The 22,882-nt window shown below is 33.7% G+C and carries 23 protein-coding genes; 12 read left to right on the top strand and 11 right to left on the bottom strand.

The window, feature by feature from the left end; translation table 11 throughout:
- Positions 1 to 63 precede the first annotated feature (63 nt).
- Both LBU54_RS14265 and LBU54_RS14260 read right to left on the bottom strand, forming a co-directional pair.
- On the bottom strand, positions 64 to 1,002 hold the full coding sequence (locus LBU54_RS14265; RefSeq protein ID WP_224531482.1) for a toxin-antitoxin system YwqK family antitoxin: 939 nt from the start codon (positions 1,000 to 1,002) through the stop codon (positions 64 to 66).
- A gap of 137 nt (positions 1,003 to 1,139) precedes the next feature.
- Positions 1,140 to 2,273 carry a tyrosine-type recombinase/integrase gene (locus LBU54_RS14260; protein WP_224531479.1) on the bottom strand — a complete coding sequence of 378 codons (1,134 nt, stop codon included), beginning with the start codon at positions 2,271 to 2,273 and terminating at the stop codon, positions 1,140 to 1,142.
- An 87-nt stretch (positions 2,274 to 2,360) separates the two neighbouring features.
- Between LBU54_RS14260 and LBU54_RS14255 the strand changes: the two genes are divergently transcribed.
- The 4 genes from LBU54_RS14255 to LBU54_RS14240 all read left to right on the top strand — a co-directional run bounded on the left by LBU54_RS14255 (position 2,361) and on the right by LBU54_RS14240 (position 3,851).
- Positions 2,361 to 2,744, top strand: coding sequence for a hypothetical protein (locus LBU54_RS14255; RefSeq protein WP_224531476.1), 384 nt, complete (start codon positions 2,361 to 2,363; stop codon positions 2,742 to 2,744).
- Positions 2,745 to 3,076: 332 nt separating this feature from the next.
- Positions 3,077 to 3,292: a helix-turn-helix domain-containing protein gene (locus LBU54_RS14250; RefSeq protein WP_224531475.1), complete on the top strand. Its 216-nt coding sequence runs from the start codon at positions 3,077 to 3,079 to the stop codon at positions 3,290 to 3,292.
- 155 nt (positions 3,293 to 3,447) lie between these two features.
- Positions 3,448 to 3,654, top strand: a complete 207-nt coding sequence (locus LBU54_RS14245) for a hypothetical protein (RefSeq protein ID WP_224531472.1) — start codon at positions 3,448 to 3,450, stop codon at positions 3,652 to 3,654.
- Entirely contained in the window at positions 3,651 to 3,851 is a 201-nt protein-coding gene (locus tag LBU54_RS14240) for a hypothetical protein (protein ID WP_224531470.1), read from the top strand. The genes LBU54_RS14245 and LBU54_RS14240 overlap by 4 nt, the downstream gene beginning before the upstream one ends.
- Here LBU54_RS14240 and LBU54_RS14235 read toward each other — a convergent pair.
- The 4 genes from LBU54_RS14235 to LBU54_RS14220 all read right to left on the bottom strand — a co-directional run bounded on the left by LBU54_RS14235 (position 3,829) and on the right by LBU54_RS14220 (position 7,765).
- Positions 3,829 to 5,109: a tyrosine-type recombinase/integrase gene (locus tag LBU54_RS14235; RefSeq protein WP_224531465.1), complete on the bottom strand. Its 1,281-nt coding sequence runs from the start codon at positions 5,107 to 5,109 to the stop codon at positions 3,829 to 3,831. The genes LBU54_RS14240 and LBU54_RS14235 overlap by 23 nt on opposite strands.
- A gap of 286 nt (positions 5,110 to 5,395) precedes the next feature.
- Positions 5,396 to 6,274, bottom strand: coding sequence for a cysteine synthase CysM (gene cysM / locus LBU54_RS14230; protein WP_224531462.1), 879 nt, complete (start codon positions 6,272 to 6,274; stop codon positions 5,396 to 5,398).
- A gap of 3 nt (positions 6,275 to 6,277) precedes the next feature.
- Positions 6,278 to 7,060 (bottom strand): serine O-acetyltransferase EpsC, encoded by a 783-nt coding sequence (epsC, locus tag LBU54_RS14225; RefSeq protein WP_224531459.1) that lies wholly within the window; start codon positions 7,058 to 7,060, stop codon positions 6,278 to 6,280.
- A 252-nt stretch (positions 7,061 to 7,312) separates the two neighbouring features.
- Complete coding sequence (locus LBU54_RS14220; protein WP_224531456.1) at positions 7,313 to 7,765, bottom strand: pyridoxamine 5'-phosphate oxidase family protein; 453 nt, start codon at positions 7,763 to 7,765, stop codon at positions 7,313 to 7,315.
- Positions 7,766 to 7,956: 191 nt separating this feature from the next.
- Here LBU54_RS14220 and LBU54_RS14215 point away from each other — a divergent pair, with 191 nt between their 5' ends.
- Positions 7,957 to 8,796, top strand: coding sequence for a universal stress protein (locus tag LBU54_RS14215; protein ID WP_224531454.1), 840 nt, complete (start codon positions 7,957 to 7,959; stop codon positions 8,794 to 8,796).
- Positions 8,797 to 8,871: 75 nt separating this feature from the next.
- On the opposite strand, the gene LBU54_RS14210 is transcribed toward LBU54_RS14215, so the two are convergent.
- Entirely contained in the window at positions 8,872 to 9,024 is a 153-nt protein-coding gene (locus LBU54_RS14210) for an SsrA-binding protein (RefSeq protein ID WP_224531452.1), read from the bottom strand.
- 584 nt (positions 9,025 to 9,608) lie between these two features.
- On the opposite strand from LBU54_RS14210, the gene LBU54_RS14205 reads away from it, so the two are divergent.
- Positions 9,609 to 11,567: an endonuclease gene (locus LBU54_RS14205; protein ID WP_224531451.1), complete on the top strand. Its 1,959-nt coding sequence runs from the start codon at positions 9,609 to 9,611 to the stop codon at positions 11,565 to 11,567.
- Between the two features lie 78 nt (positions 11,568 to 11,645).
- Here LBU54_RS14205 and LBU54_RS14200 read toward each other — a convergent pair whose 3' ends face one another.
- The gene (locus LBU54_RS14200; protein WP_224531415.1) at positions 11,646 to 13,832 is read right to left on the bottom strand and encodes a M56 family metallopeptidase; all 2,187 of its coding nucleotides are present in this window, start codon (positions 13,830 to 13,832) and stop codon (positions 11,646 to 11,648) included.
- A 4-nt stretch (positions 13,833 to 13,836) separates the two neighbouring features.
- On the bottom strand, positions 13,837 to 14,193 hold the full coding sequence (locus tag LBU54_RS14195; RefSeq protein ID WP_224531412.1) for a BlaI/MecI/CopY family transcriptional regulator: 357 nt from the start codon (positions 14,191 to 14,193) through the stop codon (positions 13,837 to 13,839).
- 165 nt (positions 14,194 to 14,358) lie between these two features.
- Between LBU54_RS14195 and LBU54_RS14190 the strand changes: the two genes are divergently transcribed.
- Positions 14,359 to 15,309 carry a calcium/sodium antiporter gene (locus tag LBU54_RS14190; protein ID WP_224531410.1) on the top strand — a complete coding sequence of 317 codons (951 nt, stop codon included), beginning with the start codon at positions 14,359 to 14,361 and terminating at the stop codon, positions 15,307 to 15,309.
- A gap of 51 nt (positions 15,310 to 15,360) precedes the next feature.
- Here LBU54_RS14190 and LBU54_RS14185 read toward each other — a convergent pair whose 3' ends face one another.
- Complete coding sequence (locus LBU54_RS14185) at positions 15,361 to 16,377, bottom strand: glutamine synthetase beta-grasp domain-containing protein (RefSeq protein WP_224531407.1); 1,017 nt, start codon at positions 16,375 to 16,377, stop codon at positions 15,361 to 15,363.
- Between the two features lie 174 nt (positions 16,378 to 16,551).
- Between LBU54_RS14185 and LBU54_RS14180 the strand changes: the two genes are divergently transcribed.
- The 5 genes from LBU54_RS14180 to LBU54_RS14160 all read left to right on the top strand — a co-directional run bounded on the left by LBU54_RS14180 (position 16,552) and on the right by LBU54_RS14160 (position 22,221).
- Positions 16,552 to 18,738, top strand: coding sequence for a glutamine synthetase III family protein (locus LBU54_RS14180; protein ID WP_224531404.1), 2,187 nt, complete (start codon positions 16,552 to 16,554; stop codon positions 18,736 to 18,738).
- 226 nt (positions 18,739 to 18,964) lie between these two features.
- On the top strand, positions 18,965 to 19,102 hold the full coding sequence (locus tag LBU54_RS14175) for a hypothetical protein (RefSeq protein WP_224531400.1): 138 nt from the start codon (positions 18,965 to 18,967) through the stop codon (positions 19,100 to 19,102).
- Positions 19,103 to 19,288: 186 nt separating this feature from the next.
- Positions 19,289 to 19,996 carry an outer membrane beta-barrel protein gene (locus LBU54_RS14170; protein ID WP_224531398.1) on the top strand — a complete coding sequence of 236 codons (708 nt, stop codon included), beginning with the start codon at positions 19,289 to 19,291 and terminating at the stop codon, positions 19,994 to 19,996.
- Between the two features lie 37 nt (positions 19,997 to 20,033).
- The gene (locus LBU54_RS14165; RefSeq protein WP_224531395.1) at positions 20,034 to 21,212 is read left to right on the top strand and encodes an AIR synthase related protein; all 1,179 of its coding nucleotides are present in this window, start codon (positions 20,034 to 20,036) and stop codon (positions 21,210 to 21,212) included.
- On the top strand, positions 21,202 to 22,221 hold the full coding sequence (locus LBU54_RS14160) for a DUF3078 domain-containing protein (protein WP_224531392.1): 1,020 nt from the start codon (positions 21,202 to 21,204) through the stop codon (positions 22,219 to 22,221). The genes LBU54_RS14165 and LBU54_RS14160 overlap by 11 nt, the downstream gene beginning before the upstream one ends.
- Here the strand turns inward: LBU54_RS14160 and LBU54_RS14155 are convergent.
- Positions 22,214 to 22,876: an ATP-binding cassette domain-containing protein gene (locus tag LBU54_RS14155; RefSeq protein WP_224531390.1), complete on the bottom strand. Its 663-nt coding sequence runs from the start codon at positions 22,874 to 22,876 to the stop codon at positions 22,214 to 22,216. The genes LBU54_RS14160 and LBU54_RS14155 overlap by 8 nt on opposite strands.
- Positions 22,877 to 22,882: the final 6 nt, after the last annotated feature.

Below are 22,882 nucleotides of genomic sequence, written 5' to 3'. Positions count from 1 at the left end.
AATTTCTTCTTGTTAACCAGCTTGCGCAGCAATTAATTATACACGGTGTTGTGCATAGTTATTTCAATGACTAATTATTATAGATTGTTCAAATTTTGTTTCTTCAATATTTCCAGTTTGGCAGTCAATGGATAAGGTTGTTCCAATTCCATTTATCGTTCCGCCTTTACCATTTTCGTTTTCTAATGATTTTGTTTTTATAACATTGGAAATAACCCAATTGTAAGTGTCATTATCATTATCAAATTCTAAATCGAGATACTCACTTTCGGTAAAAGCATTTTTATGATTGATTGAACCATAATTTTTAGATTTAGCAATTTCCATTGCTTTGTCATAGCTAATATTAAATTGATAAGGTTTTATTTTAGGTAATCCTTTAGTTTCTTTCTCAATTAAATTCAAGTCAGAATCAAAATGTAATTCTATAATTCCAAATGAATTAAATTCCGATACAAAAAGCGAATATCTTAAAAGAAATTCAGTTGGTTGTTCATCTCTTTTTTCAAACCAAGTACCTGAATTATTTTCGCTGTACCAATAACTTCTTGAAGCGTTTAATTTTATTCCACTATCTATCCCAAAATGTTCGTTTATTAAATTGTCAGATTTAGATTTACAATTATTTAATAATTTGTCGAAACCTAACTGATTTCCAATTATTATTTTAGAATCCGAATAATCAATTTCAGATATTACGTCTCCTTTTTCGTTATAGACAGTCCATAAATTGAAATAATCGCCATTTAGGAATACGCCTTTTTCTTTTATTTTTCCATTCGAATAATATTCTTTAAAGGCAGTCCATTTATCTTTTTTCTGCTGTAATTCGTAAAATTCTTTGACAACACCTTTCGGATAGTTATTCCTGTCTAATTTAGTTTCTGGGTTTTTAATTATGCTATTAAATAAAGAATCAATATTAATGGTATTTTCAGATGTTTCTTGTCCAAAACTTTGGAAAGAAATTACTGAAATTAATATGATGATGATGTTTTTCATAATTATGCACAACTTGTTTATATGCGTTATTGAAAGTTCTATAATATCCCAAATTGGAGGGATAACGATGATTTTATGTGATTTTTTTCATCCATATTATTCGCTTTCAATAGTTCGATTTTCAATATAGACACTTTTTACAAATTATCGAAAGGATTTATAATCTCAGTTAAATTGGTTGAGGATACATGGGTATAGATCATTGTGGTTTTTGGACTGTTGTGCCCCAACAATTCCTGTATATACCTAATGTCGGTACCGCCTTCAAGCAGATGGGTAGCAAAACTATGACGCAGTGTGTGTAAGGTTACATATTTTGTAATACCCGTAAGCCGCAATGCTTTTCTCAATACTTGTCTGGCACTGACCTGGGTATAAGCCTCGCCCGAACGCCCTTCAAATAAAAAACGTTTAGGTTGATAGTGTTGTTTGTAGGATTCTAAAAGAGGTACAAGGCTTGGGGCAAGTAGCGTAAACCTGTCCTTACGACCTTTTGCCGACCTTATAAGGATTAGTCCTCTTGCAGTATCGATATCGTCGGGTCTAAGGTTCAGAGCTTCTCCGATCCTTAGTCCAGCGGAATAGACTACGCTCAATAATGTTCTGTGCTTTAGATTGGTGGTTGAATCCAAAATGGCTTTTACCTCTTGTTTGCTAAGGACGCTAGGTAGTTTTTTGTCCTTATTTGGTCTCTTTATTTCAACGTTATCGATATCAAGTTGTTTGAAATCAATAAACTGTTTAATACCACTGATGCATTGGTTTTGGTAGGAAACCGACTTTTTGGTTTTAAAAATAAAATCGTAATTGAACTGCTCTATACTCCTTGCTGATATGTCTTCAATCCCTTTCAGTTCAAGATAGCGTAGAAAAAGCCCTGTAACTTCTACATAGGTATGTACCGTATTCTTACTAAAGCGCTTTTGCTGAAGCCACTTGCGAAATTTTTGAATTTCATTTTGGCGGTCATTGCTCAATTCCGGCAATTTGTAATTGTCTATGTAATAGACTTCCTTTTTATAAATGGAAGTATTTTGTTTGAAAGCCGAATAATCTACGTACCACTTTTTGGTTCTAAAATACTCGAAGAGCTCATTTACCATAGTGTTGGTAAAAACCGTATAATAAGTTATGTAGGTTCTACTATAGCGCATCCCATCAAAAACTTTAACGTAGTTTTCAACTTCTTCATTAAAATCAAAGTGGACGGTAACCAATTTTCGGTTGTTGTGCCATAACGGCTTAAGTGTTATTTGTACCCTGTTTTTCATGTTGATATATCAAAATTAGGGTATTGAACAAATAAAAGCCGTATATTATACGCATAACTTGCGTATAAGATACACTTAAGTTTAAAAATGAATAGATTACAGAAAAATTGTCTTAATTGTGACAAGCCATTAAAGGGAAGAATCGATAAAAAGTACTGCGATCCGAGGTGCAAGAGTGCCCATCAGTATAAAATAGAACGTGAACGACCAGAACGGTTTTTCAACAAGGTAGACAACCAGTTAAGGTTAAACCGCAGGCTTTTAAAGGAGTACAACAAAGCCGGAAAAGCCATTGTGAGACAGTCCTTATTGATGGAGGAGGGGTTCGACCCGAATTTCTTTACTCATTATTGGAAGAACCAAAAACGGGATGTCTATCTGTTTGTTTACGAATATGGATTTTTGAGCAAGAAGGAGAATGGCAATGATAAATATGTACTTATAAAGTGGCAAGACTATATGGCTAAATAGAGCCTTAATTGGAGTGGACTATCCCTTGAACAGAAAGTTCTACCCGAATCAACCGTATAAACACGGATAAGCACGATTTAAACGAATATACTCGAGTAGTTTCGAATATCCAACATATTGGTATTTAGGTTCTACTGTTGGTTCTGTTCCATTTGTTTTAGTCAATTCTTGAGATGTGATTAGTAAGAAAAAACCTACATTTAGCAGTGCAAATGGAAAAAAATCAACTTTAATTGCAATTTTCACTGATTATTGCCAATAGACTTGTTGAATTGCTTTGAAAAAAAACTATAATGCCCTTGCTTTACATTAAAATATAAATAGCACATAACATGTATAAGTTTTTATCAAAGAAAGAAGCCGCAAAGCAGTTGAGTGTCAGTGTAAGGCAACTTGATAGATATATAAAGGATGGAAGGGTTAAAGCCTTTAAGCCTTATAACGGTATGCGAGTTTTGATTCATTCCGATTCATTAACAGAAGAAAACCTAAAATCACCTGTTCCTGTTTTCAGAAATTTTCAAGAAAATGAAGAATCTAATTCTTAGAGTCTATGGAAATTGCTAATTGTAAATTTTGCAACTCTGAATTTGAGATGAGGAGGAGTGACCAAAAGTTCTGTTCTAACAAATGTAGGTCTCGCTTCAATAACAAGAATAGATTAAGAAATAATCCGATCATAAAAGAGACCAATAAAACACTGTTGAATGATTACATAATATTCCTTGGTATTTTAGGTAATGATCAGGAAGCTTTGCTTGAAAAGCAAAAAGCTAGAATTCTTGGTTTCTCAGGAAGGCAATGTACGCGACTTGAAAATTTAGATGGTATAAAGAAACAAGTTATGGTGATATACGATATTGCTTTTTATCCATATAATGAGAATTACTTTAAAATTATAAAATTATGAGTGTAGTAAATTTTTACGATGACTACCCAACTATTTTGTCATCAAAGGACTTAAGAATTAATCAATTGGAACAAGTCGAAGAGCTTCATAAAACAAATAATTTTTTGATTGGATCAACTATAGTTCTAGGGTCAATAGTTGTATTAATGGGCCTTTATTATATTAATGACTCTATCAAGAAAAGAAAGGGTGATTAGCAACTCGTCTTACTTTTTCCTTGGCCGAGGCCTTAATGTATAACAAAACCATTTTCTCTGAACTATGTCCGGAAAACACCATAATGTCCTGTAGTGGCACACCACTGTTGTAGGCGTTGGTGCAAAAACTTCTCCGGGCACTATGGCAACTAATAAATTGGTATTTAGGCTTGGTGAGTAGTTCTGTTTTTCCACCAATAGTTTTTTCAACAGTTACCAATTCTATAACCTCACAACGTCTCAATAATCCTTTAATTTTGCGATTAATAATCGCTTTGTGAACGTAGTTCGGAAATTTACCGTTTCTTTTTTCAAGAATAGCATTTATCGAAGAGTTTACAGGTATGTAAACAGGTTTGTTAGTCTTATTTTGCTTTATATAAATATGCTTTTTATTATTGATTTTTTCTGTGGTTGGATTCTTAAGAAACTTCATCAAATCTCCGATTCTAAGTCCTGTATTGCAGGCTATTAAAAATACATCTCTGATATTATCGAGTTTATGGCATCCTATTTCTAGTTGACTTAGTCTAGAGAGCTCTTCTTCAGTTAGATAAGGATGATTTACTTCTTCCCTGAATTTTTTGAAATAACGTTTCATGAATTCCCTATTGTCATGTATGTCTTCATCATAGGCGGCCTGAATAATTGTTTTCAGTTTTTGAAGATGGGAACCAATATAGTTTTTTGAGTAACCCATCTGCTGTCCGTAATTGATAAAGTCATAATAAAAGGATTTATTAATGGATTCGAATTTGAAATCTTTAATTTTTTTCGATTCCAGGTATCGTTTAAGATAGACGCGAGTATTGTTATATGTTTTCAGGGTTTCGGAAGATAAGATACTTCCGGTATTTGGTGATACATTGGAGCTGTAAAATTGTATATAATAGCTGAAGTAGTTTAGGACGTAACGCCTGTCCAGACTTTTTTCTGTAACATCTTTTATGGCAGGTTTTGGGTTTACAATTTCTTGAATCCTACTTTTAATTTCCCAAGCATTCTTATTTTCGCTAATGTTTGATAGCTCTGAATAAACTAATGTTCTGATTTTATTAAGTTGAATATTGATGTGATCACTATCGAGAATATCGTTTGGTACTTTTATGAGTTGAATTTTAGAATCCCAATATTTGATAGAGCTTATTGGAATAGAGAATGGGGTTGATTGTCTAATCCTTAATTTTGAACCTAATCGAAGTTCAGCAATTATAGTTGCACTTTTTTTTCCCTGTCTTAATTTAAATGTAAAAACCATCTTTCATTTTGTTCGTTGAACTTTATTTTAAGATAAATGATGGTTTCTGTTGTCCCTAAATTTGTGACCATTTTTGTGACCATGTATGTCATAAAATGTCAAACTAATTGCAATTTTGATTGAAAATTGCAATTAAAAGGGCATAAAAACAGCGAATTTGACACCAAAACACCAATAATATCGTGCTGTCGAGGTCACGAATATAACTTAGATACCCAACAAACCCTGTGTATATTATAACCACAGGGTTTTTCTTTTAAATGATTTTGTGAATCTTAAACATAGTTTACTCAAATAATTCTGAGGATAAATAGCGATCTCCGCGATCACAAATAATGCTTACGACCACACCTTCTTTAAGTTCATTTGCTAATCGCAATGCCACAGTTGTTGCACCGCCACTGCTCATTCCTGCAAATATACCTTCCTCCTTGGCCAGCTTGCGAGACATTGCTATGGCCTCTTCCTTGCTAACCTCGTAAATAACATCCACTTTAGAAGAATTAAAAATTTTTGGCAGATATTTGTCCGGCCATTTGCGTATTCCAGGGATTTTTGATCCTTCCTTGGGCTGTACGCCAATAATCTGAACTGTTTTTTTCTTCTCTTTTAAATAGGTAGAAGTCCCCATAATTGTACCTGTGGTTCCCATAGAGGATACAAAATGAGTTACTTCGCCCTTCGTGTCTCTCCAAATCTCGGGTCCTGTAGTATTGTAATGCGCTTTCCAATTGGCATCATTGGCAAATTGGTTAAATGAAAAATACTCCTCATTTTCAACTTTTTTTGCAGCATAGTCTCGAGCTCCTTCAATACCTTCAGGATGCAAAGTAACTTTGGCACCATAGGCTTTCATGGTTTGTACGCGTTCACGAGTAGCTGTTTCTGGCATTACCAACTCAATATCTAGATTAAAGATGCCTGCAATCATAGCCAATGCAATTCCTGTATTTCCGCTGGTAGCTTCAATTAACCTGGTATTTTTGGTTATAGCCTTTGAGTCCAATGCAGTTTTTATCATATTATATGCTGCACGATCTTTAACGCTACCTCCTGGATTGTTTCCTTCTAATTTAAAATAGAGTTCTACATTTGGGTTAGTGTTTAAGGCAATAGATTTCACGATAGGTGTATTGCCAATTTGATCAATGATTGTATAATTCATTTTTTATCTTGAGATTATTTCAATTTGAGGACTATGGGTTACAATAGAATTTTTATCCACTGAATGGGTCAGCCAAGCGTTACCGCCAATAACACTATTCTCTCCAATAACGGTATCACCACCCAAAATTGTGGCATTGGCGTATATAGTTACATTATTTTCAATGGTTGGGTGCCTCTTTTTATTCATGAGCTCCTTTTTTACGGTTAGGGCACCAAGAGTAACACCTTGATAGATCTTAACATTGTTATGAATTGTTGCCGTTTCACCAATTACAACTCCAGTACCATGATCTATAAAAAATGATTCGCCAATAAATGCTCCTGGATGTATGTCGATACCAGTTACCTGATGTGCAAATTCGGTCATTAGTCTTGGTATAAGGGGCAGGCCAAGCAGATAAAATTCTTTTGCCATTCTATAAACCGAAATGGCATAGAAACCAGGATATGCCAAATAAACTTCACTTAGCGATTCAGCTGCTGGATCATTTCTAAATATAGCCTCTGCATCTTTTTTTAATTTGCAGAATAGATTTGGAACACCTGCTATAAAATCTGTCCAAGTTTTACAAGGCTTACCCTTAATCTCAGGGCATGCAATATCTCTTATCTTAAAAAATAAACTTTCAAGCTCCACGAGAGACTTTGTAGTATCGGTCTCACTATCAAAAAAAGTATTGAAAAGTAATTGTGTGAATCGTTTTGACTCTTCCTTTAAAGTTGAAGATATTTTAATGTCTTCTTTTTGCTTCTTTATAGCTTCTATTAAAACCTTCTGATCCATAGCATTTCTCTTTTCAACAAAGTTGAATCATTATTTTAAATATTAGTGATAAAATGAAGTGAAATTATTCCCAAAATTATCTTTAAATCGAGCCTAAAAACTTTAGAATGTAAATAACTAAATGGAGATTGTAATCTTATTAATAGTCTATTGTGATATAATGGAATTATTTGAAAAGAAAATGAATGTTGATAAGAAATTATAAAGAAAATTGATTAACGAAGAATTACTCTTTTGGCATTTATTTTGTGATTACGTTCTCATCTTACCAGTCATTTCATCAATTCTTATTAGGAATACAATAGGAACATCTTGATTATATATTTTGCTCGAAAATTCGCTTATGTAATCCAAGTCCTGACGCTCTTTTCTGAGTATTATACTTTTTATTCCCAATGAAAATTCATGAAGATAGAGTTTTGCAGTGCCTCCGCTAATTTCATCGTATCTTCCGTGAACCAAAACAGATTGCCATTTTTTTGCAGCGAAAATATCTGCCACAGCCAATGAGATGGTAATGTTCTTTCTCATAGCATTAATCTTATGCCCTAAACCCGAATAGCAAATTATATAATTCTCTTTTTCATTGTAGAAGTAGGTTATTGGTATGGTGTAAGGCGCATTATTACTTATGTAGGACAAATATCCCAAATAATTGTTTTTTAAAATCTCTGAGCACTGCGATTTTTCAATGGATTTTATCATAACGGAAATATTATTCCCTTAAGATACTCACTTGAGGCTTTTTTTTTACTGACATAAATCAGTTTTGAAAATTTAAATAATCCTAAACTAATTCAACTATTTAATTATAAATTCTCAAGGAACCACCTTAATGATATTTATCATTCATCATTTAAAACTATTTTTTTAATTTAAGGGAAAATGAAATCACCATGAAAAAAGTCCTTTTATTGACGGATTTCTCAGAAAATTCTATTAACGCAATGCGATATGCCTTGCAACTTTTTAAAAATGAGATTTGTGATTTTTATGTATTAAATGTTCAGGATTCACGAAGTTATACATCTGACGACCTTATGTTAAGTAGGGGGAACCAAAGTTTGTATCAGTCCCTAATTTCAGATAATAAGCGTAAACTCAAGACTATTGTTGGTCAGTTAAAATTGCAAGCCAATGAGAGGTTACATAATTTTAAAAGCATTGTAGATTATGATGTTTTTTTAGATTCTATAAAACAGATTATAGCGAAATACCATGTAGACTTAATAGTAATGGGAACAAATGGCGCATCAAATTTAAAAGAGACTTTGTTTGGAAGCAGTGCCTTGAAGGTTTTGCGTAATATAGATTGTAATACACTGGTGGTCCCTGATGAATTTAAATACAAGCAACCTAAAAAGTTATTGTTGGCCTTAGATTCTGATGACTATATTGACCACATTACGGTAAAGGAAATTTTTGAACTCATGGAGCATCTTGATGCTAAAATTGAGATAAAACGATACGTAACTTCTAAGGATAATATAAATGCAACAATAAATTCTGATAACTCGATATTGTTAGAACTTATCGATCAGGATAAATTCACATACGACGTTGTGACTGGGATGTCCTTATCAAGTATTTTAATCAATTCTACAAAACCCAAGGATACTGATATTATTACCCTTGTTGGTCAGTTTAAGGGTTTTTTTGAACGTTTATTTGGTACTCCGAGTAAAACGGAAATTAGTAAACACTTAGATTGCCCACTTATGATATTTCATAATTGAATTGAAAACTTCACCTTAAAAGATTAAGAATGCCAAAGGGAAAATTTTCCTTTTGCACTACAATGAACAGTTGTACTAATCAAGAGCATTCTTAGTAACATAAGCACGCCAGCCAATAATTGCAAGCTGTGATTTTGAAGCTTTGCTTAAATCTAATTGACGTTTGCTAAAAGAGGGTAATACAAACTTATTTATTTTGGCTATAATTTTAAAGAAGCTTTTTTTCATTTTTTGTCTAGCATTGGCACTTATGTCCAATATGGTGCTAAACAAAAATAGTAAAACTTATTCTAGAACTAAGTTTTACTTTTTTGATTGGTTGGTTTTTTTTAAAACATTGAAAAAACAATATCAATGATCAATTTGGCTAATGTCATCATAATTTCTTTGGTTTAGAGGTTAATATTTTACGTTTTTGTTTGATTGAGTTTTCAATATATAAGCTCCATAAATAATCTTCCAAACGATTTTAAAGAAATTCGTGAAATTGACTTTACTTATGTAAGTAAAAAAATAATAACGGTTATAAAAATTTGTCACAAATCTATAATAAGATTAATATATGTAATATAAAAATCTATTAATAGTTTTAAACTGTAAGATTTCAAGGCCGTTTTTAGTATTCTTTATTAAAATGTAGGGGCATTTCATTTCGAATTTTGGCAAATTTTGGCATTTCGTTTTTCTACTGTCTTAATGAGCCGATGAGTATTATGGGTTTATTTATATAATTCCACCTTGCAATTATATCAAACTAGAAATTTAACATTGAGACAGTCATATTCGTTTATCTTTATCAAAAAAATGAACTAATGAAATTTCGAATCACAGCTTTTTTACTATTTGTATTTAGCATTACGTATTCTCAGATTTTGGTTATTAATGAGCTTGACTCTGATAACCCAAGCACCGATACTGCCGAATTTGTGGAAATAAAATCCCAGACACCCAATTTTTCAACCGATGGCTTTATCCTTGTTTTTTTTAATGGATCTGCTAGTGGAAATGATTCAAGTTACCTAGTAATTGATCTAACGGGATATGAAACCGACAACAATGGTTTATTGGTGGTAGGTAGTCCAGGTGTTAGTCCTTTTCCTCAGTTATTAATTGCTGAAAATGTCATACAAAATGGCGCTGATGCTGTTGCTATTTATCAAGATGTGCCAAGTGCCTTTCCTGAAGGTACTGTTGCGAACATCACCAATTTGGTTGATGTTTTAATTTACGATACAAGTGATCCAGACGATTTGGGCTTAATTGATATTTTTAATGATGATCCAAATTTTGTAGACATTGCACAAATAAATGAGGGTTCTAGTGGCAGTGTAAACTCAATACAACGAAATAATGACGGAACCTATTTTACTGCATTGCCTACACCGAGACGTTTAAATGATGGAACAGGAATATCAATTAATCCGGTTACAATTTCAGTTTCTCAAAACCAATATAATGAGGGTGATACTTTCGATATTACATTCACTAGTGAAAGTAATGTAACTGCAGACCTTAACTTTGACATTACCTTGAGTAATTTTGGTTTTAATACCACAGATTTTACCGGTAGCACCAGTCTTACTATCCTAAATGGTCAAAATACTACAAGCACTACTATTACATTGGTTGATGATGCGGATGATGAAGGTGATGAAGTTTTGGAAATAAGGTTTTCCAATCTTGTTGAGCCTGTTGTACCCTTTAATAATAATATTGAGGTGAGAGTAGTGGATAATGATTTTACCATTGCACCATGGGGAACACCAATTAGTCCAACAACAGGTATTGTGCAAAGCACCCAGCCAGAAGGCTATTACGATAGCTTGGATGGCTTGTCTGATGTCGCATTAAGACAAGCGCTCCAGGATATTATCGCAGATCCAAATATTGTTAGAGCACATACATATGCCGATGTTATTGATATACTAAAGGAAGCAGATCAAAACCCTGAAAACAGTAACCAAGTTTGGTTGGTCTATTCTGAAGAAGGCAGGGCAAAACTAGATCTACAAACCACTAGTTCTAATACAGGAAAGTGGAATAGGGAACATACTTTTCCAAGATCTAGAGGTGGATTTAATGATATTGAAGAGGATGATATTGCAGATGGGATTAGTATTTTTTGGGAAACAAAGGCAGACTCCTTGCGCCATGCCAATTCTGACGCCCATGCACTACGAGCGGCAGATGCAGCAGAAAATAGTACAAGAGGTAACCAACACTATGGTGAATATGTAGGTCCAAGTGGTACTTTAGGAAGTTTTAGAGGCGATGTAGCGAGAGGAGTATTGTATTTAGAAATACGTTATAATGGCTTAGAAATTGTCAACGGCTTTCCCAGTACCACAGGTCAATTGGGAGACTTGGCTATCTTATTAGATTGGCATAGAAATGATCCTCCTGACGATTATGAGATGAACAGAAATAATGTCATTTACAATTGGCAACAAAATAGAAATCCGTTTATAGACCAGCCAGATTTGGTAGAGTATATTTGGGGAGATAATGTGGGGGAAGTGTGGAACCAGCAATTAAGTATTGATGACGCTGAAATTTCAATTATTTCTATTTATCCCAATCCAACTAAAGGGAGATTGTATATTGAAGGTAAAGATTTCATTAATTTAGAAGTATATTCAGTAGAAGGCAGACTATTAAAAAGCTTTGAGCGCGTGAAAAATTATGTGGATTTAGACATGTCTTCTGGGCTTTATCTTTTAAAAGTAATACAAGAGCAAAGGATAATAACTAAGACGATTATTGTTGAATAACAATTAAGACTGGTAAAATAAGAAAGCCAAACTTATCAAAATTAGTTTGGCTTTCATTTTTTTTGATCGGTTGATTTATTAATTTCTTGAACGAACAATTAACTTGTCGCCCATTACACCATATTCAATATCACCAATGCCATCATCATCTTTATAACTGGCACTACTTTGTTTGCCGTTATCGTTTTTCAAGGTTATTTTAATGCTCGTGATCTTACCCAATTTATTTCGTTTTAGTTTTGAATATTTTACGGAGATTCCTAAATCTTCGAGACTTGCCTTGTTGGTTTCAAGAACACTATCTGGAGTATCTTTGGTAATTATACCTAGAGTTGCATTTTTGGACATATCATCGTCACTTATAAAGGTGTAGCCAGATATTCCAGTTTTTATCTTCCAAGGACCTTCTTGTTCTGTTTCGGATTTTTCGGTCCATTCAACTTCTACATCATCGTCATAGTCTATTATTTTTGTCTTAACTTTCTTATTTTGCCCAGTTTCTTTTTTGTTGAGGTATTTAAAGTTATTGTCTTTTAGTCTAATAACGATGACGCCATTTTTAGCTTTATCTCCATATGTCTTAACCGCTTCATCACCTTTAAGCACATTGACATTTGAAATACTTTTTGGATTAATAGTTTCTAATTCTATATCTGAAACAATCTTGTCATTAATTAGGATAATTGGCTGCTGATTTTTACCCGATGAAAACACCGATACTCCTTTACGAGATGTAGTGCCAGGTCTTAGAATCTCTATAGTATCGTCCTCATTTTCTATTATAATTTCTTTGTCTTCTTCAAAGTAATTGTCTGTCTTTGTTTTAATTATTTTTTTAACCGTTGAAGTATCTATACCGTATTCTTTTTCTATGATGACTTCATAATCACCATCATTTTTTTTATTCAGGCCTTTCTTCAATTTTGGTTCTTTAAAGGTGAAATCACTGTCGGTTTTCACGATTATTTTGTAGACTTTACCACTATCTTCCTTGATTTTGACAACCTCGTCTTCATTGCCTTCTTTAAATATGAAAACATTGTTGTCTTGAGTATCATTTTCATATTTAGCAACCTCTAGAATTACGACTTCTTTGTCATTAATAGGGCCAACGCCGAAACTTCCACTGTCATTTTTGCTGAATTTAAATGGTTTTATGCCTTTATCACTAACGACGTTATAATTGGCTGAACCATTTTCGGTTTTAAAATCAATATCGATCTGGATTATTTCATTGTCAATATTTCGTTTAATACTCTTAACGGTCATTGTTATACCATTAGATTTTAGTTCTTCTTTAATTTGCTCCAATTGTTTATCTGAAGTGTTCTTGCTAAAGATAATTTCAATATGCTCATTATTTCGCATATCCATGCTATTAGAATCCATGGTCATGTAATCCTCTGAAGGCACATAAACGGTTTCCGTGTTCATACTCATTAAAAGCCCAGCCAACACAGGGAGCATTAATAAGTATTTCCATTGTTTTCTTTTGTTAGATCTAGATTTTTGTAACATAACGATTCGTTCTTTGATTAATGAATTATAAAAATTAGTTGATAATGATACTTTTTGGTGTGCAACACTTGTTTTTAATAATAAATGCTGGTATTTCTTCGTATTCTTGGTAATTGATTGTGTCTTGTAATCGGCAATATATTCTAGATTTTGACGAATATCTTTTCTGTAAAGCCACATGAGTGGATTGAACCAAAAAATAGAACAAACCAAATGGGTAAAAATTATGTCTAATGAATGCAGTTGGCTGGCATGTACCTTCTCATGTGTAAGCATCAATGCTAACTCATTGTCATTAAATGCATCAGGATTATAAACTATCCACTTAAAAAATGAAAAAGGTGAAACATTATTAGTGACGATTACATAAGTGTAAATGCCATCTTTATTTTTTGGATTGGTGAGCAGTAACCAAATCAATGAACCAAATTGAAATAGAAATTGAATTAAGAAAATACTTAGTCCGGTTAGATAAATTCCCGTAATTAGTTTGGTCCAATCAAAAGTAGTGTGGGTCTCTACACTAGCAGGTAATTGCTCCGTATAGTTTATCAATTGTGAACTAAAGGATTGTGGCTCAACGGATACATGTACTGGTATAATTACAAAAGGAAACAGCATTGCAATGATCAGGCCACCTAGCAAAAACCACCTGTTGTGATTGAAAAAGGTTTCTTTCCTTAAAAAAAGAAAGTAACAAATATAGAAAACCGTAAGAACCAATGTTGATTTTATTAAATACTCCATAGCATTACTTTTTTTCAATTAATTCAATAATTTCCCTAAGCTCTTCAACACTGATTTTCTCTTCCTTGGCAAAAAAGGAAACCACATTTTTATAGGAGTTATTAAAGTAATTTTCTATTGCAGTGTTCATAAACCGCTTTTTATAATCTTCTTTAGTTACAATGGGGAAATATTGATGCGTTTTGCCGAAGGCATTATAGCCTACATAACCTTTCTCTTCGAGATTTCTTATAATTGTAGAAAGCGTATTGTAATGCGGTTTGTCATTCTTAATTTCTGCAAGAACATCTTTCACAAAAGCTTTTTCAAGCTTCCATAAAATATGCATTATTTGTTCTTCTTTATTGGTTAACTTCTGCATAAAGCGTGTTTTGTGATTATTGTCTTCAAATATATAACTATATTTATAGTTATAAAACTAAAATAATAGTTATTTAACGAAATATTTAGTTTTAGGTAGGAATAAAATACATGTGTTATCTTCGCATATCCGTAAGTAACGGTTATATTTTAATCTTTTAAGAGCATGAGTGTTTTACTGGTAATTGCAGGTTTGGTTTTGCTCGTTGTAGGTGGTGATTTTTTAGTAAGAGCTTCGGTTGGGTTGTCCTTTAAGCTGAAAATTTCCAAGCTGGTAATTGGTATGACCGTGGTTTCTTTTGCAACGTCGGCACCAGAGCTATTAGTGAGTCTTCAAGCTGCCTTAGATGGTGTTTCTGATATTTCATTAGGAAATGTTATAGGGTCAAATATTGCTAATATTGGATTGGTGTTAGGTATAACAGCAATAATATCACCGTTAGCTGTAGATAGAGATTTTTACAGATTAAATTGGCCAATGATGATGCTCGTATCCTTTGCGCTCTATTATTGTCTAAAAAACGACAATTTGTTAAGTAGGCTTGAAGGTGTTTTGCTCTTTATTTCCTTGGTGATTTTTTTGTTTATTTTGGTTTTGGACTCTAGAAAAAAACTGGTAATTAAGGTAGAGGAAGTAGATGATGCACTTGCCCAAGTTTCAAATTTCAAAATAGCTGCATGGTTGTTAATTGGTGCTGCTGGTCTCTACTTCGGCTCAGAGTGGTTAGTTCAGGGAGCAAAACAACTTGCAGAAGCTGTTGGTATAAGTGACTATGCGATATCCGTAAGTGTAATCGCCGTTGGTACCTCGGTGCCAGAATTGGCGGCTTCTGTTATCGCGGCGCTTAAAAGCGAGAAAGCTATATCATTAGGAAATCTTATTGGATCTAACATATTTAATATCGCATCTGTTCTAGGATTAACTGCAATGATTAAACCTATAGCCGTTAATCCAAACACACCAGAAATTCTATCTACAAACATTTTCTGGATGATAGCCTTTGCGGCCATTTTGATTCCTTTTATTTTCATTCGTAAGAAGTTTGAAATTGGGAGGTTAAAGGGAATGTTATTATTTGGTGCTTATATACTATTTATAGTACTCGCTTTAAAATAAAAAAGTCCGCAATTGCGGACTTTTTAATATATCAAAAGAATTAAGTGCTAATTAAATCTTTGCACTTTTCACGGTCTTTACAATTCTACCTGCCACTTTGTATGGATCTGCATTTGATGCAGGACGGCGGTCTTCTAACCATCCTTTCCATCCTTTTTCAACTGTAATAATCGGTATACGTATTGACGCACCTCTGTCTGAAATGCCATAGCTAAATTCATGAATGGATTGAGTTTCATGTTGACCGGTTAATCGTTGTTCGTTAAACTCTCCATAAACGGCGATATGTTCCTCAACAACCGGTCTAAAAGCCTCACATATCTTTTCATAAACTTCTTTGCTTCCTGCAGTTCTCAATGTTGTATTAGAGAAGTTAGCATGCATACCAGAACCGTTCCAATCCATATCTTGACCTAAAGGTTTTGGGTGGTAATCAATATAGTAACCATATTCTTCAGTTAAACGGTCTAATAAGTAACGTGCAACCCATATTTCATCACCAGCCTTTTTAGCGCCTTTAGCAAATAATTGGAATTCCCATTGTCCGCAAGCCACTTCTTGGTTAATCCCTTCAAAGTTTAGTCCAGCGGCAATGCAATAGTCAGCATGTCGCTCAACTATTTCTCTACCATGAGTATTTCTTCCTCCGACAGAACAATAGTATAATCCTTGTGGAGCTGGATAACCTCCAACTGGAAAGCCTAGAGGTAATTGTGTTTTTCTATCCATGATAAAGTATTCTTGCTCAAAACCAAACCAGAAGTCGTTATCATCATCATCAATGGTAGCTCTACCGTTTGATTCATGTGGTGTACCGTCCGCATTTAAAACTTCTGTCATAACTAAGTATCCATCTTTTCGCGCAGGATCTGGATAGATCGCAACTGGCTTTAATAGACAATCTGATTTGTCTCCAGTAGCTTGTCTTGTTGAAGAACCATCAAAAGACCAAATAGGGCAGTCTTCTAATTTTCCACTAAAATTTTCTTCAATTTTTGTTTTACTACGCATGTTTTGAGTTGGCTTGTAACCGTCTAGCCATATATACTCTAATTTAGATTTACTCATCATTATTAAATTTATAATTTGACGGTGCAAATATTGATATTTTTTTTAATTGGTCAAAAATTATAGGGTATTTTAGATGAAATGTTATTAATAATTGTTAATAACCCTATTTTTTTTAGGGGTAGATGAAATAAAACGTTTTATTCTTATTTTTGGCCTCTAAATTCTCGAAGAATGTCTACGTTAAGATTTAATGCATTAAAAACGTCTCTTAATAGAGCACCACTACAGAATAAAGAGTCTGGAAGGCGCTCTGAAATTTTTGGGTTTAATGTCTTTAATGAAACTGCCATGCGACAGTATTTAAGTAAGCATGCACTAAATGCTGTGTTGCAAGCGGTGGAGAAAGGTACAAAAATCGATAGGGCCACTGCAGACCATATTTCTACAGGAATGAAAGAATGGGCTATCTCCAAGGGTGCAACGCATTATACACATTGGTTTCAACCTCTTACGGGAGCAACTGCTGAGAAACATGATGCTTTTTTTGAAACTATGGAGGCTGGTTTGGCTATTGAACGTTTTGAAGGTACGCAATTGGTACAACAAGAGCCTGATGCTTCAAGTTTTCCACATGGCGGTTTGCGTAATACCTTCGAAGCAAGGGGTTATACAGCTTGGGATCCTACTTCTCCAGCCTTTGTATATGGTACAACATTATGTATTCCGACGGTTTTTGTTGCGTACACAGGCGAGGCGCTAGATTATAAAACGCCTTTATTAAGAGCCTTACAGGCAGTGGATAACGCAGCAACAGCAGTGTGTAAGTATTTTGATAAGAATGTAAAGAAAGTAACCGCTTCATTAGGATGGGAACAAGAGTATTTTCTTGTTGATGAAGGTTTGGCTAGATCTAGACCAGATATCGTATTAACAGGTAGAACTTTGTTAGGTCACTCTCCAGCAAAAGGACAGCAACTCGATGATCATTATTTTGGAACAATACCAGCAAGAGCTATGGCGTACATGAGGGATCTAGAACACGAATGTATGTTACTAGGGATTCCTGTAAAAACGAGGCATAACGAAGTGGCTCCAAATCAGTTTGAGCTTGCACCAATTTATGAAGAGACAAATTTAGCAGTAGACCATAATTCATTATTGATGGATATCATGAAAAAAGTAGCCAAGAGGCACTATTTTATGGTATTAATGCATGAGAAGCCATTTGCTGGTGTTAATGGCTCTGGCAAGCACAACAATTGGAGTCTTAGCACGGATACGGGAATCAATTTGTTGTCTCCTGGAAAAACACCAATGAGTAATCTACAGTTTTTAACCTTTTTTATAAATACGATCAAGGCGGTATTGACGTATGAGGAGTTATTGCGCGCAGCTATAGCATCAGCAAGCAATGACCACAGACTTGGAGCAAATGAAGCACCTCCAGCAATTATTTCGGTATTCATTGGAGAACAGCTAACTGCTGTACTGAAGGAGCTTGAAACCGTAACCAAAGGTAAGCTTTCACCAAAAGAGAAAACAGATCTTAAGCTAAATGTTGTGGGTAAAATTCCAGAAATACTTCTCGACAATACAGATAGAAATAGAACTTCACCTTTTGCTTTCACGGGTAATAAATTCGAGTTTAGGGCTGTTGGTTCATCTGCTAACTGTGCAAATCCTATGATTGTTCTTAACTCGATAGTAGCGAAGCAATTGATTGATTTTAAAGATGAGGTCGATGAGTTAATAGAAAAAAAATCCATGAAAAAGGATGATGCCGTATTTAATGTACTGCGTGAATATATAAAAGCTTCAAAAGCTATTTTATTTGAGGGTAATGGTTATAGTGAAGAGTGGGAGATTGAAGCTAAAAAACGTGGTTTAAGCAACAACAAAACAACACCAGAAGCTTTAAAAGTAAAACTGTCAAAGCCTTCAATTGCACTTTTTGAAAACTTAGGGGTAATGAACAAGCTGGAGTCTGAAGCGCGCTATGAAATAGAAATTGAAGAGTACATATTACGAATTCAGATTGAAAGTAGAGTTTTAGGGGATATTGCTCGAAATCATGTCGTGCCAACTGCAGTGCGTTATCAGAATATTTTAATCGAAAATGTAACTGGCCTAAAGACTATTTATGGCGACATGTTTAAAAAACTGGCGAAAGAACAATTGATGTTAATCGAAGAAATTTCGGACCACATAGAAGCAATAAATTCATTAGTTACCCAAATGATCGACGCTAGGAAGCTGTGCAATAAGCAAACAGACTTGAGTAAAAAAGCGAACGATTATTGTAAAAAAGTGAAACCATTTTTTGAAGAAATTCGCTACCATTGTGATAAATTGGAGTTGATGATAGATGACGAATTGTGGCCGTTAACCAAATACAGAGAACTTTTGTTTACCAATTAGTCAATTTTTGTTAAACAAAAAATACCGTAAACATTGGTATTACAGCCGTTTATTAAGTAGCCTTACGTATATTTTCTTCTCGAGTTTCAATTAAAAGTGTTGTTTGTCGATAACATTGGCTAGTTATCGAAAAGGCCCTGCATTTATGACAAAAAACTGATTCCAATCAGTTTTAACGGATGATTATTTAGTATTTTTGAAATGCTATTAATCAATAAATAAAGATATGAAGAAGTTACTCTTAAGTGTAGCTATTCTAGTGGGTGCAACTTTAATTCTTTCACAAGATAATTCTGAAGATTTAAATAACGTTACTAAAGACGAAGTTGTTAATATACAATCAAAGCTACAGGCAGATTCTTAAAATTTAAAAAAAGACATTAGAGTTTAATTGGTCTTATTTAGATAGAAAAAGATAAATCCAAAATTATTGGTTTTATCTTTTTTTATGTTTTGGTATTAGTTGGTCATACCGATTTTGACAAATATTTTTCTATATTGCAGACATACAGCTATTAATAGTAACGCGATATACGATAAGTAATATACTATGAAGACCAAATCGAAGTTTGTTTTATTTAGTTTTTTCTTAATAGTCTTAAGTGTCAATTTAGGAATGGCACAAGAAGATGAAAAAAATAAACAGGAAGAACTTACAGAAGATGAAAAACAATTCCAAAAAATTGATTTCTATAATTTTAGAGGTACTAATGTCGTAGATGTTGGTATTGGAGGATCAACGATTTTTGGCAATTATGAGGATACAAAATTTGGGTTCTATTACCGACTTGGATATAAGAGAGCCATATCGCCTTCTTTTTTAATTGGGTTATCCGCAAACGGATATAATCTGTCTTTTACAGACGTCAATCAGAATTTAGAGTTCGATCAAAGCTTACTATCGGTAGATTTAAATTTAGAATATTTGTTTATTCCAACAGAATTTTTCACACCTCTCATTTATGGTGGGCTTGGTATGAATATGAATTCTGATAACGATACTAGTGTCATGAAAGCGCAGTTTGGTTTTGGTTTTGAATATTTGATTGTTGAAAAGTTGGCTTTTAAACTATTCTATGAGTATAATTATAGTTTTGATGATGAAGCGGAGATTCTAATTGCAGATGAAAATAATGACAAATTTATGCGAATCGGTATAGGCGTAAATTATTATTTTGGTGGTAATAAGCAAAAAGATAAATTAAAGAAAAATGTCAAAACCATCATGAATTCCAACCCTATAATACCGGATAATTAATATCTATTCTTACTTTTGCAAAAACCCTTATTTTTAAATGAGTAATTCGGTTAGCAAAAGATATGCACAACGTGGCGTTTCTGCATCAAAAGATGATGTTCATAATGCCATAAAAAACATTGATAAAGGTTTATTCCCTAAAGCATTTTGCAAAATTGTACCAGATTATCTAACTGGTGATGATGCCTATTGCTTAATCATGCACGCGGATGGTGCAGGTACAAAATCTTCGCTAGCATACATGTACTGGAAAGAAACTGGCGATTTGTCTGTCTGGAAGGGCATAGCTCAAGACGCCTTAATAATGAATATTGATGACTTACTTTGTGTCGGTGCAACCGATAATATTATGCTCTCTTCGACCATTGGTAGAAATAAAAACCTCATTCCAGGTGAGGTAATTTCTGCAATAATAACTGGTACAGAAGAACTTATTAAAGAATTGCATGAATTTGGTGTAACGATCCATTCTACAGGAGGTGAAACCGCAGATGTAGGTGACCTTGTGAGAACCATTATTGTAGATTCTACAGTAACCGCACGATTAAAACGAAGCGATGTAATAGATAATGCAAATATCGCTGATGGCGATGTTATTGTAGGATTAGCTTCATATGGTCAAGCAACTTATGAGAGCGATTACAATGGAGGCATGGGGAGTAATGGATTAACCTCTGCGAGACACGATGTATTTTCAAAATATCTTGCTTCAAAATATCCTGAAAGTTTTGACAGTGCTGTTCCTGAGGCACTTGTTTATTCAGGTAGTGCGAAATTAACAGATACTGTTGCAAATGCACCTTTAGATGCTGGCAAATTGGTCTTGTCACCAACGCGAACTTATGCACCTATAGTAAAATCCATTTTAAGCAAGTATAATCAAAAGACTATTCACGGTATGGTGCATTGTAGTGGCGGTGCTCAGACAAAAGTCCTACATTTTATAGACAATCTCCATGTTGTTAAAGATAATATGTTTGACATACCACCGTTATTCAAACTCATTCAGGAGGAATCAAAGACTGATTGGAAAGAAATGTACCAAGTATTTAATTGTGGCCATAGGTTAGAACTTTATGTAAACCCGGAGATAGCAAACGACATCATTGCTATTTCAAAATCATTTAACGTGGACGCAAAAATAATTGGAAGGGTAGAGGCTTCTGACAAAAAACAGCTTACAATCAAGAGTGAATTCGGAACTTTTGAGTATTAAGATTATGTCTACATTCAGGTATTTTGTTTTTTTGATAACAACGGTTATCGGACTTAATACAGCTATTGCACAACCAAGCAGCTTATTTTTAAACCCTAAGACTGAAAATGATTTTGGTTGGAAAATAAATGAGGAAGTTGGCTTGTACTTTAATCAAGTTTCATTTACCAACTGGAATGCTGGAGGGGCAAACTCTATCAGTGCTATATTTAATGGTAGGGCAGAGGCTAATTACAAAAACGACAAACTCTTTTGGAATTCATCTTTACTATTACGCTATGGTATTAATAAACAAGAAAATGAACCATTGCGTAAAACGGATGACGCGATATCTATTATTTCTAATTTAGGATTTCAGTCTACTCCTGATAGCAACTGGTTTTATTCCGTTAGATTTAGTTTTAATACGCAATTTGCCAACGGATTTAATAATCCTGATGATCGCGATCCTATTTCAACATTTATGGCGCCTGGTTACTTGTTTTTAGGTGCAGGTTTTGAATATGGTAAAGCAATAGAAAAATTCTCATTATATGTCTCACCATTTACAATGAAAAATACATTTGTTTTAGATGATGATTTGGCAAATTCAGGTGCATTTGGTGTTAATCCGGCAATCTATGATATGGATGGTAACCTCATTAATGAAGGTGATAAGGTAAGAACAGAGCTAGGTATATTATTAACCAATTACTATCAAGATCAAATTATGGAAAACGTTAAGGTAAACAGCCTTTTGCGTTTATATAGCGACTACCTCAACAGTTTTGGAAACATTGATATAGAGTGGGAAGTTAATTTTGATTTTAAGGTAAACAAATACATTAGTGCTACATTTGGGTCGCATCTACGCTACGACAATGATATAAAGACCGAAGTTGTTAGAAATGAAATTACCAATCAAGATGTAGTTGTAGAAGGTTCTAAATTACAATGGAAACAACTCTTAGGAGTGGGAGTGGTTATAGACCTAGATGAATTTATTGATAACGGTTACAGCTTTAATTAAGACTACCTTGGCTTAAGTATTTATAGTCTTCAAGTTCAGTTAATTTGTTGATACGTTTGGTGGCTCCATTTTTAAGGAGGTAAATTGTATCAGATACTTCAATAATATGTCTGTACATATGATCTGTTATGATAATTATTTTGTTTGATTTTTCGTCATTGATTAAGGTTTTAATTTTTTCGACATAAAGGGGTGAGATATGTGAAAAGGGCTCGTCTAGCAAAACAATTTCACTTTTAGCTTTTAATATAATATAGGTTTCTACTATTCTGCGTTGCCCTCCTGACAACTTGCTAAAGTTAAAAGTTTTAAATCCTAAAAATTCATCAAATTCCTTAATAAAAGTTTCCCAGTTAAGACCATAAGTTTTAAAAACAAAATTGAGTGTCATTCCACTTGGTACAAAATTATACTGCGGTAAAAACTTTATGTTTTTTGTTTTGTAAAGGGGTTTAAGTAGTGGTTTACCGTTAATCCTCACAAGTTTATACTTTGGTTTTAAGTTGCCAAATGCGATACGTAATAAACAACTCTTACCGCTTCCATTTGTACCGAGTATCGCCGTAACCTTTCCGGTTTCTGCTTTAAGGTAAATTCCGCTTAGTATAGATTTATTTTTAAAGTAAAGTTCTACATTATCGAGTTCAAATTTCATTTTAGT

It is taken from the genome of Winogradskyella alexanderae, assembly GCF_020166335.1.
Taxonomy (GTDB): domain Bacteria; phylum Bacteroidota; class Bacteroidia; order Flavobacteriales; family Flavobacteriaceae; genus Winogradskyella; species Winogradskyella alexanderae.
The sequence above is the reverse complement of the archived record's forward strand: the minus strand, read 5'-3'. Positions and strand labels throughout refer to the sequence as shown.